Consider the following 14984-nt stretch of genomic DNA (forward strand, 5'->3'; position numbering starts at 1 on the left):
TTTACGGCCACCCTTAAAAACCAAACCAAATAAAAAGATTATTACTCTACATCCCACCAAACTCGGCCAAAAGCATCCGTTGGGCCTTGACCAAAACCAGAGTCTTTAGCCATATCATCATACGCTGCTTTTATGTTCTCGTAGTTTGGAATTCCTTCTGATGGAATACTAAGCGGAGCCCTTCTTGGAATTGGCAGAGAAACTCCGTTAGTCTTCATATCAGTCAACGCTAACACACTTGTTGTACTCGGGAAACCAGTACGTTTCCATGAAGCCCAACCTTCTGCCGGTTGACGGAAGTAATGTAAAAATGCCTGACATGCAATTTGCTCTACAGCTATATCCGAATCGAAGGCTATACCAGGTTGAGCAAGATAATCAGTTATCTGAGATCCTGTCAACGGAGTATAGTTTGTCAATGCTGCACCTATGGCAACTTCGTTATACCACTCGATAGAAGCTGTAACGCCTTTGTTATAAAACTCTTCTGCATCTTCGCTTGTAATGTTGCGTGCCGCTAATTCAGCTCTCATGAAGCAGAATTCAGGGTATGAAATTACTGGCAAGTAGTTCAATCCTGTACCAGTATTGAATGCAGGCTGAAACAATCTTCTTTGGATTAATGAAAGGGTATCAAAGGTCTGACCATTCAGTGAACGTGTTGAATAGTATTGATCCTGAATATCTTCATCAGCCGCATCATCAGGGCTTGTAAAGCTTCCAACATAACGAACTGTTTCAGTTGTTCCTGCTTCAAGCTGACCTGCAGCTATCAGAAGATTGATATTAGCCTGTGAATAGCTGTTAGGAGCAAAGAATGCATCGATACGAGGGTCGTTATAGTCAAGCATGAAATCAACCAAAGGCTTAGATGCTCTCAATCCGTCAGGATTGAAGTTACCACCGCTTGTAATTCCTGATGATGCTACAAGTACCCAACCATCATCATTGCTTTCCATGAGATTTCCAGCATCGTTCAGCACTTCCTGAACGATAGCTTTTGCTGTTGTCTCATCTCTTTTAAGTATACGCATCGCCATTTTAAGACGAAGTGCATTAGCAGCTTTTATCCAGGCAGCAGGATCACCACCGTAGTACTGATCATAGCTTCCAAGTGATATTTGTTGAATAGACGGTGTCTCTTTCAACCCATTGATCGAAGCCTCAACCTCTGCATCCAATTTAGCAAACAATGCTTGCTGGTTGTCGTATGTAGGGAACATCGTACCTCCATAACGCGCCTGAAACGCTTCTGTGTATGCTATACTTCCATATATGTCACTAACATAAAATGCATAGTAAGCTTTCAGTATATGTGATATATGAAGCATCTGCGCATACTTCGGTTGCTCTTCTTCCGGAAGATTCTTTACCAGCATTTCCAGATCGGTCAATACGTTTCCGATTCCGTTATATAGTCTGCCATAACGGTTAGAGAAGTTACCGAAGCCAAGTGTAAATGACTCTGGATTACCTGTCAATGGTGTTACATATTGCATCCAGGGCATGATACGTCTATAGAAATCATAGTATGCTTCAAAGTCCTGACCATGTATACCAATAGTCGCATTCAGGAATTGATTTTCCGGTGGTATTTCATTGAGAATATCCGGGTCTTTGTTAGCATCTATATAATCTTGATCATCACAAGACACTACCATTGCACACGACACGGCCAGGCACAATAACACCTTTTTATAATATATTTTCATAATGATTTTCTCTTTTAAGTCTTTCAAATTATTAGAATCCTGCTGTTACAGAAAAACCCATCTGACGAGTAAATGGAAGACCTCCGTACTCAGAGAATTCACCAGCTCTGTTACTCTTCAAACCTTCAGGATTCAGGTTGATTGGCAATGAGCTATACAGATACGTCAGGTTACGACCGGTAACACTTAACTTCAGACTTTGCAGTTTGATTTTATTTACAAAGCTCACTGGCACATTGTACGATAAAGAAACTTCGCGCAGTGCTACCCATGAGTTTTCAAATGCAGAGTATTCACGTATACCAGCACCCCAGTTAGAGATGTTTCTGTAGTAACGTCTTGCCTCAATAGGAAGTAAGTGGCCGCCATCAACAGCTTCCTGGTACGTAATACCACCTAAATCACTACCATCTTTAATAGACTTGATACCGTCAGCCAAAACACCATCCGGTATAATACCATCAGTTCTAACATCTCCGTTAGTAGCAGTATACTGCACACCACCGTGATCTAAATCGCGACCATATAAACTGTTAGTCAAGCTACCATTTGTAGTACCATACTGGTGCGTTGCAGATACAAGCATACCACCTACTTTTGCATCAACCTGAACGTTCAGTGTAAAGTTTTTGTAAGATACCGTGTTGATGTTGCTCAACAGGAAGCGCTCCATAGCAGTACCGATTGTCTTCTGGCCCTGGCCATAGTCACCACTTCTCAGGAAAGTCAACGCGTTTGCATTCGGGTTAGAACCGATTACGCGTTTACCATTGTTAGGATGATCTATAGGATTACCTTCAGAATCTTTTGCCTGATAAGTAGCATAGGCATAGTTCGTAACAATTGTAGCATAGTCTTCACCAGCTTTAGCAATAGACTTAACGTCTGCACCAAATGCCAGGCTCAACTCGTATTGTTCTACACCTTCAGCAAGTTCAAGAACTTTGTTTCTGTTGCGCGTAAAATTGACGATTGTGTTCCACTCTAAATCTGCAGATTTAATTGGTGTAGCACGTAAGGTAATTTCAATACCCTTGTTCTGAATCTTTCCACCGTTGATAATCATATCACTCACGCCGGACTCAGGTGCCGCTGCAAGTTTAAAGATCTCATTGCGTGCAATCTTATCGTAGTAAGCTACATCTAAGCCAATGCGGTTATCGAAGAATTGAAGATCAGCTCCAACTTCCCACTCACGAGCTTCTTTGTTTTTCAACTTCTTGTTAGGAAGTGTATTGTCAACAAAGTTATAGTAGTTTACTAGACCATTCGGTGACAGATATTCACTGTCGGCCTTTCTATAAGCACCCGTGCTATTGATAGTCCAAGGATCAGTATCACCACCGGTTATACCGAAGTTACCGCGAAGTTTACCAAACGATAACCAATTTGGCAACGAAGAGAATGTTTCAGTGAATGTCCATGCAAGACCTGCAGCAGGATAGCTATAGCTCCAGTCACCACTTCCATCAGCATAAGCAAGTGTAGAAGAGAAGTCGGTACGATGGCTCAATGTTAAGGTTAACATGTCTTTGTAAGTCAGGTCACCATATACATAGAAAGCGTTCTTGAGTCTTGACGGATTCAGACTTGTTGTTGTGTTGATACCGTTCACACCGTTTGTAATTGAGAACACACCTGGCAGACGTAAACCATCTCTTGTTTCCAAGGTATAGTTTCTACCACCACTCACTTTATTAGTCTCACCACCGATTGTAGCACTCAGGAAGAAATTATCATTAAGAGATTTATTAGCTGTTAAGAGAGTTTGTATACGGTATTGAGTATTATAAGACTCGTTCTGGCTATATGTACCACCTGAGAAGCGAGGACCATCTCCCAATCTCTTTCTTTCACCTTTGTACAACTCGTTCTGCATATTAGCACGAACAACCCAATTCAACCAAGGTCTCACATGCGTTGTTATATCGAGGTTTGCTCTGAATACATTTTCTGTGCGCTCTGTTCTGTCTTCAAATGTATCCCAAAGGAAACCTGTAATACCATATGGATCGTTAGCATCAGCAAGTCTTCCGCCATTTACCGGATCTTTATAATTATTTCTCCAGTAGTCTATATCAAAGTGTCTTGGCTGGAAATATACTAAGGCAAATACAGGGTTGTAGTTACCACCTTGACGAATAGGGTTTACCAGATCGTTGTTGGTATAATCTACATTTACACCAATATCAAACAGCTTTCCGATTTTTTGAGAAGCATTTGCATTGAAGTTATTACGCACCATTTCAGTACCACCAGGCATGATGGTAGAGTTGTCAAGGTGTGAATAAGAAATACGGAATGTAGTGCGATCGCTACCGCCCTCAATCACCACGTTATTGTTAATGAATTTACCCGTTTGGAAAAGGCTGAGCGGGTCATTCGCTTCCCACTTGATCATACGACCGTCAACGTCACGCACCATGCGTCCGTCAAACTTCGGACCGTAGCTATAGAAAAATAAAGCAGGATCAACTTCTTCTACACCGTCAGATCCTTTAGCAAACGTAGCAGCGTTACCACCACCGAATTCGTTTTGAACATCAATAAACTTATAAGCTTTCTCGAAAGATGAAGTATGGCTATAGGTTACACCTAAACCTGGACGCTCATAACCTTTTTTAGTAGTGATGATAATAACACCGTTCAATGCGTCTGATCCGTAGAGAGAACTTGCTGCAGAACCTTTCAACACAGTCATTGACTCAATGTTATCCGGGTTCAGGTTCTTCATGATATTTCCGAAGTCCTGAGTCGCTCCCCAAGAGTCAGCACCAGTTACTGTAGGTCTGATCAAAACTCCATCAACAACAAACAAAGGTTGTGTGTTGTTACTTAATGAAGAGTTACCACGGATACGAATACGTGAAGAAGACATCGGACCACCAGTACCCTGGTCGATTTGTACACCGGCAATTTTACCTTGAAGCGCGTTTACAACGTTCGCGTTATTGGCACGTGTAAGTTCACCGCCTTTAACTTCCTGAACAGCGTAGGCAATTTTTCCTACTTCCTTCTTTTCACCGAAAGCTGTTACGACTACTTCACTTAACTGCATCGCATCTTCAACCAACACAACATCAATAGCAGTGCGTCCGCCAACGGGTACTTCCTGGGTTGTAAAACCAATAAATGAAAACGACAAGATAGCATTGTCGTTCGTACCTACTGCGATAGAGTAATTACCATCAGCATCGGTCGTGGTACCAACGCTGGTACCCTTCAGAACTACAGACACTCCCGGAAGGGCGGAGTTGTCTTGTGCTGCCGTGACCCGGCCTTTCACTGTCTGCCCATAAGCAGTCAATGCCGCCAGTGTAAACACGACTGACAGGAATTGTAAACGTTTCTTCATGAAAATTTGGGTTAGAGATTAAAATTTCAGAAACCATATAATCAACAGAATATTCTATCGAAAAATGAATTTCCGACCAAAAGGTAGGAAGGTATTTGTTAAACTCCAAGAAAAACATAACTTCGTTTCCGCGCACGGGGAAAACGTGCACGCAAACGAAATATCAACATATAACGTATGAAGGGGTATATACACGACACTAAAACCGGGTAACCGTACCTAAGAAAGATGTTTTTTACCTCCGAAATATCCCTTAACATTAGCACCAATGGACAAAAAAATCAGAATCAAAGACATCGCGCAGATGGCCCAGGTATCAGTTGGAACAGTCGATCGGGTCATCCATAACCGAGGAGAGGTTGCCAAAGAATCCTATAGCAAGGTGATGGCCATTCTTGAAAAGACCGGCTACAAACCCAACCTCATCGCCAAAACATTGGGCTCTAATAAAACTTATAAGATTGCAGCCCTGATGCCTAATCCGGAACAAGACGAATACTGGAACCAGTCTATAGAAGGTATCAAGCAGGCAAAAGAAGAATGGACGCAATATGGCGTGCAACTGCAAACCTTATACTTCGATCTTTATGATAAAGAGTCATTTATAAAACTTGCCGAGACAGTTTGTGAAAGCAATCCGGACGGTGTGCTTATGGCTCCTATATTTTATAATGAAGCACTCCATTTTATTAATACGTGCAAGGAAAAGAATATTCCTTTCGTGCTAATCAACAATAACATTGAACAGGCAGGACCATTAAGTTTTGTAGGACAAGACCTCTATCAAAGCGGGCGTGTAGGGGCCGAGTTGTTACACCTCAATGAAAAGGAGAACGGCACCTATGCTATTCTTCATATATATGATGACATTCACAACTCTACGCACTTGAATGAAAAAGAAAAGGGATTCAAAGACTACTTTGTGGAGCAGAACAACGGCCATACCTATAACGTATTGAGTCGCGACCTTAACTATACACACGAGTCAACGCTCGAAAAAGAACTCTCTGACCTGCTCAACGAATCCACCTTGAAAGGTATATTGGTAACAACTTCCAAAGGAGCCTACACGGTATCCAAATTATTGGAAAAGAAAGGAAAGAATGGCGTTCGCCTGGTAGCGTACGACCTCTTGGCTGAAAACCTCCACTACCTCAACAATGGCATCATTGATTTCCTGATCAACCAGAATTCAAAACGCCAGGCGTTTGTAGGTATCAGTCAATTGTCCAATCATTTGCTATTTAAGAAACAGGCAACAGCGTCTTACTTATTTCCATTGGAAATCATTAGCCGGCAGAATGTGAATTCATATCTGAATTCAAAACAACATTGATAAGTGTCGGTAATATATGTAGCTATGTATAGTGCTTCATAACAACTTCAACACTATACATAGCTTGCCACCCCTCTCTCCTAATATTGCAAGTGCCGTGCAGGCATAAATTTTAATGAGTAACTTTAACAAAGCGTATGCTATGGAACAGTTACTCATAAATCAACTCTTTACACTCGTCAGCAAAGCTGGCGGAAGCTCGCTCATCAAAGACCTCATCTACAAGACAAACCAGAATGGCAACGCTAAGAACTGGACCGTAGACGAAATAGAAAACGCCATCAATTACCTACAGAATATTAACCGCTATTTTGATGAAGGCGATGCCAGGGTAATCATCGAAAATCTTTCAAAGACATACAACCTCACTACCCCACAGGCAACCATACGATAACGCCATGCCGTTTCTACTGAACTAAACCGTTTATAACGAATATACTTCGACCGTCATTTTATTTTTATCTTCATACACAATTCGCAGCCTTCGACCTGTAGGCTACGTTAACTGCAAAAAATAACCAGTCGTATGCAGCCCATTAAAATAGCCTCCGCTCAGTTTGAAAACAGAAGTGGCGATAAAGCCTACAACTTGTCGGTAATAGATCGGCTGTCTCAACAAGCGGCCTCTCAAGGTGCACATATGATCGCTTTTCATGAATGTTCCATAACCGGCTATACGTTTGCGCGTCATCTTAACAAACAACAGATGCTAGATCTGGCTGAATATATACCGGATGGCGAGAGTACAAACAAACTTATTGCACTGGCCCGTAAAAATAACATTGCTATACTCGCGGGTCTTTTCGAAAAAGACAGCAATGACAAATTATACAAAGCCTATATATGCGTAACGAAAGATGGACTGGTGGCAAAGTATAGAAAGTTACACCCCTTTATCAATCCGCATCTAGTGCCAGGCGATCAATATTGTGTCTTCGAATTATACGGATGGAAATTCGGTATACTGATCTGTTATGACAACAACGTCATTGAAAATGTACGCGCCACTACCCTGCTCGGTGCCAATGCTATATTTATGCCGCACGTAACCATGTGCACACCATCAACACGACCGGGGGCTGGTTTTGTTGATCCGGCCTTATGGAAGAACAGAGAAGCAGACCCTACATCCTTACGCCTGGAGTTCGATAGCATGAAAGGCCGAGGCTGGCTCATGAAGTGGCTACCGGCACGCGCATACGACAATGCCATCTATGCTATATTTTCAAATCCCATCGGCATGGACGATGACCAACTCAAAAACGGCTGCTCCATGATCATCGATCCCTTCGGAGATATACTCGCAGAATGCCGTACGCTCGGAGATGATTTTGTAATTGCTACACTAACACCCGAAAAGCTTACCCAGGCAGGTGGCTATAGATACATCAAAGCGAGACGACCGGAGCTGTATAAAGATATACTTGGGAAGGAACATGAAGCTGAGCAGAAGGTAGTGTGGATGTAAAACATTCATATCCTTCCAAGACTTCTTCAATTAATAAGCTATTAGTCCAAGTTATCGCAATCTCGAAAAGCAGGTGGCACATCCGAACCTCCAAGAAATTTATATTTACCAAAAGGGAAAACAAATTGCGAGATCTCAATCACTTTTCCCTTGACAGTCCACTTGAAGATTGTCAATCCAAAAACGCTATCTTTAAAAACAATTAGATTATCACTATTACCCAACACATCAATCTGGTCTTTAGTCAAATACTCGCTTAGGTTTATTACTCGCACATCCTCATCGAACATTGGCCTATATAATCCTTTATAATTTTCATAATATAATTCATGCAAAAACACCTTCAACGAAACCGAATCTGATGACACCGATGTAGATGTAAAAAACTTATTCACCACCACATTTAAGTTGTCATTCTTCATAAGAATTAAATCTGCTGAATCATTACGATTCGAGTGACTTAGCATATAGTTTTCAAAAGCACCAAAAAAAGTCCAGTTTACCTCATTTTTATTTTTCATCATAGCAAAGGAAAAATCTATCGAGGGAATAGTATATGACAAGATTTCGATACCATAGATCTCCCTCAATAGGCTACCTCCTGCATTCTTTAAGTCGCCTTGCTTCAAGATGTTTACAAAAAAACAGCTATCATAATCACTTAGAGCATTTTGATTGTAGCTATTAAAAGACTCTAGTACTAAGCCTTTAAAATCCTTTGATTGCTCTTTCTTCTCGGAAGAGCAGCCAAAAATCACCAAGAAGGCAAAAAAATAAAAGCTAGACGAAATCACCTTATACATAAGCGTCTATTTGCTAACTGGAATTGATCCATGTATTTTTTTTAGTCGTTCAATCATCCACTTATCATGTTTAGGATTAACAACAGATCCTGGATTTTCGTCCATAATAGTATTAATAACATGGCCCTCTTTATCGGCGCTCGGATGGCCATTTAGCTTTGAGTGTCCATCTTCGTGCACAGCTATTTTTGAAGCTTTATCAACCATACCGGCATATCGTTCCATTCTACCATCCTTTCCTATTCCATTCTGTGCTAAGTTATCAGAATTTAATAATCCAAAATGGTCATCATATGAATGGACGCCATTTTCGTTCTCATATGTTGTTCTTGATACCCGTTCATCCCATCCACCTTCTTTGGATGTAGCTTGCTTCGCTGCTTTTACCAATTGTTCATTAGATCCGAGCAGTAGATAACTATCTGACTTATGAGCCCCCTCTCTTGAATAGAATTCTTTCTTACTCATTACTCTATTCGAATAATGAACCTCTACCCTAAGATCAATCCCTGCCTCCTTTAACATAAGGGTTATTTTATTAACTATTAGTTTCAGCGTTTTTATATCAATAGCTGGGATATTTTTCCTATTCAAAAGCACTTGAAGATAAATAACTCCGTCCTTACCATCAGGATCTACTATAGTAATAGGGTTATTAAACGCATAATTATAGGGGCTTACTGAGCTATATTTATAACTATGGGGATCAATCACGCCCCACCTTCCAAGCTCCGGCATGTACATACGTGCACCATAATCAAGCCAGTCAATCCCCAGTTCATTTTGCTGTTCCTTTCCATTATATAAATGTCTCTGATCGACTGAATTTTCTCTTTGATAAGAATTAAAGGTCAACCCAAAAGGATAATAATCCTGTGTTTGAATAACGGGCGACTTAACCTGTTCCACCATAAAGTCATCAAAATATACTTCATAAGGATTTGTACCCTGTTCATTGGAAAGGAATACATATATATACCCTGGCTCGGTAATAGTGACGGTACCCGATAACAGCTCATGCGCCACATCACTACCATCCTCTTTGGCAACAGAACTCATCTGTCTGAAGCCACTCTTTGATGCTATCAAAGTATAATTACGATCATATACCAACCAGCTCAAGAACGCCTTCGGGCTAGCCTCACTGCTGCTCGATGTATTTTGTGTTGCATCAGCAGGGAATGGAAACGAACTTGTGCTTGCCGCATAGCTTCCCCCGTCTATCACTGTACCGCCAGGGGCTGTACCGGCAGCAATCTGCATGATAAGTGTATTCAAGGCCGCTGTCCGGTTCGATTCATTCGGATCTATATACTTTGCATATACTTCCATATTTATAACATCACCCGGCATTACACTCAACGATTTTGCTAAGCCATATATTTCATTACCCTGTCCACTTAAACGCTGCGCTCCTCCTTCTACTTGTGTTGGCTTCGAACCTTTCGTATGATCGAACAAGAAGTGATTTACAATTCGCGTATTGTCGTATCGCAAAAACTTCCCTTGCTCCTCTTCTGCATTTTCATCTTCCAGTGTAGCTGTGTTGCTTTCTATATCTTGTTTTGTGGTAAACGTCAACCTTACGTTGCCTAAATGATCTTTCAAATTATACTGATACTCCGGAGTAGTACTCTCCAACTTGATTAACTCAAATGCATTTAAGAATAGATGAGCCGTACCTGTGGGGGAATTCCATCCTATTCCGACTTCCATTGTCGTTGTATTAGCAGGCACTACATAAATCTGTTCTATCCACGACTCGTTTGCAACTAGCGCAGGCAAATAACTACCATACGTTATCGTTGAATTATTACGTCTGACCATAATAGCTACATTGTAGTCACTTCTGTAACCCTTAACCCTGATCAAATACTTTTCTCCGGGAACAACATTGATAGCATTGCCTATAGGGAAAATACCAGAGCCTGAGCCACCTGAAGAAGCGCTAATATACTTCTCCCCGTTTATTGTCATCGGAGTAAGCGTAGTATTTAAGGCGGTGAGTCCTTCAATCACATCCCCATCATGCTTATACAAAAGCTTTTCAGATGAGACCACAATTCTGCCTTCCTCATGATTTACAAATCGCAGGAAGTCATTTTCATAAATAAACTCTCCTGCGTAGTCAGTCTGATTCACTGCCAACCCAGTCCGTACAATCTGAGAAAGTTTGCGGCCCGTAGCGTCATATATATACCGAATATTGTTCACGCTCTTGGTAACAACCTCCGGAAGATTAAGATAATTATAGGTTATTGGTGTACTCAATCCCTTATTAAGATCAACGGTCATATTGCCATTCACATCATAGGTATAGTCGTTGCAACTACAACATAAGAACCGGGTTCACTTACATTCAAGGTAGCACCGCTTCCCACAACAATGTTATTTTGCTTCCAGGTACACAAGCTGCGGACATAGGTATATCAAAGCCGGATGGCCGGAGTTATGTAGGGATATACCTGGCTGGAGCACGAGGCAGAACAGAAAGTTGGGTGCAGAAATTGTAGTTTTATACACCAATCCGATACCGACAAAAAGTGGTAGTACTAATAGTAGATATATCGATATTTATATCGATTATGGGATGCCATATCCTGTATATACCGCGTAACTCGGGAAGAATCTAGTAAGCCCTTAGAGAAAAAGAATAAAAATTCCTTCTTCAGCCGATCAAATTCTTTTATATCCTTAATTTCTCCGTTTTCATAGTAATTATATTCTGCGGTTGTTTCCCAATGATATTCATCATCGCTGTTTAGCGACACTTCAATTTCCTTACGAACTAGTTTACTTTCTGAATAAATATACATGAGTGGGCCAAAGCCATCATCAAATTCCTGCGTAACTTTTCCTTCGCTGTCAAGAACAAAAAAATTTACTTTATAAGGTCTTGTTGTTGTATCACCGTGCAAATTCCAATCACGAGAATTACATTCTCTCATCGTTTGAATTAACGTATCTCCTCGAACCGAGTACCGGGCTATATATTGCACAGAAAAGTCAGAAAACATCATTCGTTTCACAAGAAAATCCCTTGCATCATAGGCTCTCTTCTCTCGTTCATACGGCCCGGTTATGCTAACGACATTGCCATGAACATCTAACTCAATTGTGTCAGGACGCGGATCTATTTCTCCGATTCGTTCAAATACAATAAACCTAATATTCTTGTTTCGAAAAGATTGCAGGTAAGGATCGCTTAATTCAGGTGGCAGGATTGTCACTTGATTACTCCTCTTGTCTTTCACGGTACATTGAGCTACCACGACCATTAACACAACCAAAGCAACACACTTTGACATATTTTTACTTTCCAGTGATTTTTATATCCAATCTAGTCAAAATCATCGTTCCTATATTTCTTCTCATAATATTGATAGGTAACAAACCATGCAACAAAGAAAACACATACTTGAGCAAGTAGTGTGTACCAATATCCATCCGAATCGGCATACATAATACCAAAACCGACAAAAGATACTGGTAAAGTCAAAAGAACGCCAACAAAGGCCCAACCTCCATGAAATAATGATCCGGGATAGATAGACATCACGCTAATGGTTCCCAAACCAACGTATAAAAAGGATGCCAATAGCGAGTCATAAAATGCTTTTTTGTTCATACAGTACTTATATCTTTGCAATCTAGAACTAAAAAAATTGATCGATGTACACCGGCTGTTGGTTGATAATAAAAGATGACGCGAAAAGAACGTACGAGGTTTGCGGTCAATCTCCGGATGGCAATTTGTTTTATAACAACACCATTGCCATGCAACGAGCTGGGATGAATGTTAGCTGTATCACACCTCCGATCACGAATAAAAACTCCAGCAAAGAATTGGTTAAAGTACCCGGGTATACAAAAGAAGACGGACTCCGCGAACGCCTTCAAAATCAATACCGGGAAATATACATGAAATCCGTAGACAATATGGATGACGACTGGGATGTTTCCTGAAAGAGTAAAATCTCCTGCGATATATAAAACAACTAGTACCTATCAGTAAACTATACTGACGCCAAAGCAAAATCATTCTGCGTCTATCAGCGCTCTCTGCGGGCTAAAAATTAACCGAGCCCATTCCGGTAAACCTGAGGTGCCACGCCAAACTTTTTTCGAAAGGCTATCGAAAAATTATTAGCGTGTTCGTAGCCGATTTCATCTGCTACTTCGGTTATGGATTTGTTTGTATTGCGTAGCAGGAGACCTGCGAATTGAAGTCTTCGATCTTGTATATATTTTATGGGAGATGTATCGAATAGTTTCCGGAAACCGTATTTCAGTTTAAATTCGTTTATACCAAACCTGCGCGAGAGGTCCGTGAGCGTTGTCTCATCGTGATAACGTTCGGTGAGAAAATCATATATAGCCATCAATGTATCGCGATCACGACTCGTGAGTTTGGCGTCTTTAGGTGCAGGTTTATCACTTACCGCATAATGGAACTGACAGCATTGCAGCATCATAAGCGCTTTGAGTTGAGCGGTTATATACATGTCGCGCATGCCGTTCTTGAAAGGACAATGGAGTATATTATGCAGCACTCCCTGAACACCGGCATCGATTGGTTGACGAGCATTGATGGTATTGAACTCTTCGCGATTCAGAATTTTTTCAGTCAGTAAATTTCCTTCCATAACACCATCGTGTAACAACGTGTTATAGAATGTATCGTCCAGTACAAATGTGATGTCATGTTGTCGCATGCGTTCATCCACCAGGCTACGACAATCATACATATTAAAATAGTTAATAGACTGGTGATAGCATGGCAGTAAAAACGGATTATGCTTATCACGGTATGCAGAGTAACCACCAAACTGAAAGATCATGGTAATGCAAGGTGTCTTGCGAGTAATCGGAATTGTTAATAACGGACCTTCATTGGTATACTCATGCTGCAACAACGAGAAGTGCTGATGACGCGTCACCCGGCATTCGAATTTTCCCAGCTCATTTTGTACCCGGAGCTGATCGGTTTTACCATTCATCAGAACTGTACTTAGCGCATGCTCCAGTTCTCCTTTTGTTTTAATAGCCTCCATCATGATCATTCGTGTTAAACGAATCGACTCGGTATGGGTTCATCATCAAGTGTCAACTATTTAACGACACTTGGCAGGTAAACACAAAATACTTCCCGCATAAGCTTTCATCCGTTTCGCATAGGCTGAAGGTTTTCGGTATACATAGTTTTGTCAAAAAAAAATTAACCTCAAATGACAACAACAACTGAAAACCTCCCTTCAATCGACCTGTCCAAAGTAGAAGCTTTCGCAGGACAGGTTATTATGGACATGTCTGCTACCATGGGTTCTGCCATGACGCAGCTCGGCCATAAGCTCGGTTTGTTCACCGCGATGCATGGTGCGGGATGGATCACACCGCGGCACCTTGCTGACAAAACCGGAACACATGAACGTTATGTGCAGGAATGGCTCAACTGTATGGCTGCCGGAAAGTATATATACTATAACCCGGAATCCAAGACATACCAACTTCCTTTTGAACATGGCCTGGTATTGGCAGAACCTGAAAGCCCTGCATACCTCACAGCGGGTTTAGATATACCGGCTACCGTATGGGCTGAAGAAGAAAAACTTGTAGCGGAGTTTAAAAGCGGCAAAGGTTTGGGATGGCACCAGCATGCTCATAAACTTTTCTTCGGGACAGAAGCATCTTTTCGAACAGGCTATAAAGCACATCTCGTGGATGCTTGGATTCCGGCACTGGATGGTATAAAAGAAATACTCACGGCCGGCGGAAATATTGCCGATATAGGTTGTGGACACGGGGCATCTTCGTTGCTTTTGGCAAAAGCATTTCCCAACAGTCATGTATTCGGGTTCGACTATCACAAAGAATCTATACTGGTTGCGCGGCAGCGTGCACACGAGCAAGGTATCAGCAACGTTACGTTCGAGAATTGTACCGCGGAAAATTACCCGGCTATCGGGTATGACCTTATTTGTTTTATGGATGCCTTTCACGATCTCGGTCATCCCAGCCGTGCGGCTATATATGCGTTACGTGCATTGAGTAAATCAGGTTCCGTGATGCTCGTAGAGCCACTTGCCGGTGATCGCGTAGAAGACAACCTCAACCCGATCGGTCGCATGTACTATGCGGGGTCCACTGCGCTTTGCGTACCTCACTCACAACACGATGGTGGTGAATGTCTCGGAGCTCAGGCGGGTGGTGCGAAACTTTTTGACATACTGCACAAGGCTGGATTCAAAAATGTACGCACGGCTATAAAGTCGCAGGTAAATATGGTTATTGAAGCCAAACGTTGATATAT

At 41.5% G+C, this 14984-nt stretch carries 12 protein-coding genes; 5 read left to right on the plus strand and 7 right to left on the minus strand.

Annotated features, from left to right (window positions below; all coding sequences use genetic code 11):
• Positions 1-41 precede the first annotated feature (41 nt).
• Both ACFQ21_RS04595 and ACFQ21_RS04600 read right to left on the minus strand, forming a co-directional pair.
• On the minus strand, positions 42-1712 hold the full coding sequence (locus tag ACFQ21_RS04595; RefSeq protein ID WP_377575474.1) for a SusD/RagB family nutrient-binding outer membrane lipoprotein: 1671 nt from the start codon (positions 1710-1712) through the stop codon (positions 42-44).
• Positions 1713-1743: 31 nt separating this feature from the next.
• On the minus strand, positions 1744-5067 hold the full coding sequence (locus tag ACFQ21_RS04600; protein WP_377575477.1) for a SusC/RagA family TonB-linked outer membrane protein: 3324 nt from the start codon (positions 5065-5067) through the stop codon (positions 1744-1746).
• Positions 5068-5335: 268 nt separating this feature from the next.
• Between ACFQ21_RS04600 and ACFQ21_RS04605 the strand changes: the two genes are divergently transcribed.
• The 3 genes from ACFQ21_RS04605 (at position 5336) to ACFQ21_RS04615 (ending at position 7871) form a co-directional block, all read left to right on the plus strand.
• Entirely contained in the window at positions 5336-6403 is a 1068-nt protein-coding gene (locus ACFQ21_RS04605; protein WP_377575480.1) for a substrate-binding domain-containing protein, read from the plus strand.
• Positions 6404-6545: 142 nt separating this feature from the next.
• Positions 6546-6797, plus strand: coding sequence for a hypothetical protein (locus ACFQ21_RS04610; RefSeq protein WP_377575482.1), 252 nt, complete (start codon positions 6546-6548; stop codon positions 6795-6797).
• Positions 6798-6929: 132 nt separating this feature from the next.
• The gene (locus tag ACFQ21_RS04615; RefSeq protein ID WP_377575485.1) at positions 6930-7871 is read left to right on the plus strand and encodes a nitrilase family protein; all 942 of its coding nucleotides are present in this window, start codon (positions 6930-6932) and stop codon (positions 7869-7871) included.
• Between the two features lie 41 nt (positions 7872-7912).
• On the opposite strand, the gene ACFQ21_RS04620 is transcribed toward ACFQ21_RS04615, so the two are convergent.
• The 4 genes from ACFQ21_RS04620 to ACFQ21_RS04635 all read right to left on the minus strand — a co-directional run bounded on the left by ACFQ21_RS04620 (position 7913) and on the right by ACFQ21_RS04635 (position 12302).
• On the minus strand, positions 7913-8674 hold the full coding sequence (locus ACFQ21_RS04620; protein ID WP_377575488.1) for a hypothetical protein: 762 nt from the start codon (positions 8672-8674) through the stop codon (positions 7913-7915).
• A 6-nt stretch (positions 8675-8680) separates the two neighbouring features.
• The gene (locus tag ACFQ21_RS04625) at positions 8681-10981 is read right to left on the minus strand and encodes an RHS repeat-associated core domain-containing protein (protein ID WP_377575490.1); all 2301 of its coding nucleotides are present in this window, start codon (positions 10979-10981) and stop codon (positions 8681-8683) included.
• A 245-nt stretch (positions 10982-11226) separates the two neighbouring features.
• Positions 11227-11982 carry a hypothetical protein gene (locus ACFQ21_RS04630; RefSeq protein WP_377575492.1) on the minus strand — a complete coding sequence of 252 codons (756 nt, stop codon included), beginning with the start codon at positions 11980-11982 and terminating at the stop codon, positions 11227-11229.
• 32 nt (positions 11983-12014) lie between these two features.
• The gene (locus tag ACFQ21_RS04635) at positions 12015-12302 is read right to left on the minus strand and encodes a hypothetical protein (RefSeq protein WP_377575494.1); all 288 of its coding nucleotides are present in this window, start codon (positions 12300-12302) and stop codon (positions 12015-12017) included.
• Positions 12303-12346: 44 nt separating this feature from the next.
• On the opposite strand from ACFQ21_RS04635, the gene ACFQ21_RS04640 reads away from it, so the two are divergent.
• Positions 12347-12640 (plus strand): hypothetical protein, encoded by a 294-nt coding sequence (locus tag ACFQ21_RS04640; protein WP_377575497.1) that lies wholly within the window; start codon positions 12347-12349, stop codon positions 12638-12640.
• A 110-nt stretch (positions 12641-12750) separates the two neighbouring features.
• Here ACFQ21_RS04640 and ACFQ21_RS04645 read toward each other — a convergent pair whose 3' ends face one another.
• The gene (locus tag ACFQ21_RS04645) at positions 12751-13731 is read right to left on the minus strand and encodes a helix-turn-helix transcriptional regulator (protein WP_377575500.1); all 981 of its coding nucleotides are present in this window, start codon (positions 13729-13731) and stop codon (positions 12751-12753) included.
• A 171-nt stretch (positions 13732-13902) separates the two neighbouring features.
• On the opposite strand from ACFQ21_RS04645, the gene ACFQ21_RS04650 reads away from it, so the two are divergent.
• The gene (locus tag ACFQ21_RS04650; RefSeq protein WP_377575502.1) at positions 13903-14979 is read left to right on the plus strand and encodes a class I SAM-dependent methyltransferase; all 1077 of its coding nucleotides are present in this window, start codon (positions 13903-13905) and stop codon (positions 14977-14979) included.
• Positions 14980-14984 lie beyond the last annotated feature (5 nt).

Source organism: Ohtaekwangia kribbensis (assembly GCF_042676245.1).
Taxonomy (GTDB): Bacteria; Bacteroidota; Bacteroidia; order Cytophagales; family Cyclobacteriaceae; genus Ohtaekwangia; species Ohtaekwangia kribbensis.

Excerpts from the sequence above, each read along its gene's own strand:
- ACFQ21_RS04610 (WP_377575482.1), top strand. The coding sequence starts at position 6,546 with ATGGAACAGTTACTCATAAATCAACTCTTTACACTCGTCAGCAAAGCT.
- ACFQ21_RS04640 (WP_377575497.1), top strand. The coding sequence starts at position 12,347 with ATGTACACCGGCTGTTGGTTGATAATAAAAGATGACGCGAAAAGAACG.
- ACFQ21_RS04630 (WP_377575492.1), bottom strand. The coding sequence starts at position 11,982 with ATGTCAAAGTGTGTTGCTTTGGTTGTGTTAATGGTCGTGGTAGCTCAA.
- ACFQ21_RS04595 (WP_377575474.1), bottom strand. The coding sequence starts at position 1,712 with ATGAAAATATATTATAAAAAGGTGTTATTGTGCCTGGCCGTGTCGTGT.
- ACFQ21_RS04650 (WP_377575502.1), top strand. The coding sequence starts at position 13,903 with ATGACAACAACAACTGAAAACCTCCCTTCAATCGACCTGTCCAAAGTA.
- ACFQ21_RS04615 (WP_377575485.1), top strand. The coding sequence starts at position 6,930 with ATGCAGCCCATTAAAATAGCCTCCGCTCAGTTTGAAAACAGAAGTGGC.
- ACFQ21_RS04600 (WP_377575477.1), bottom strand. The coding sequence starts at position 5,067 with ATGAAGAAACGTTTACAATTCCTGTCAGTCGTGTTTACACTGGCGGCA.
- ACFQ21_RS04605 (WP_377575480.1), top strand. The coding sequence starts at position 5,336 with ATGGACAAAAAAATCAGAATCAAAGACATCGCGCAGATGGCCCAGGTA.
- ACFQ21_RS04620 (WP_377575488.1), bottom strand. The coding sequence starts at position 8,674 with ATGTATAAGGTGATTTCGTCTAGCTTTTATTTTTTTGCCTTCTTGGTG.
- ACFQ21_RS04645 (WP_377575500.1), bottom strand. The coding sequence starts at position 13,731 with ATGATGGAGGCTATTAAAACAAAAGGAGAACTGGAGCATGCGCTAAGT.
- ACFQ21_RS04635 (WP_377575494.1), bottom strand. The coding sequence starts at position 12,302 with ATGAACAAAAAAGCATTTTATGACTCGCTATTGGCATCCTTTTTATAC.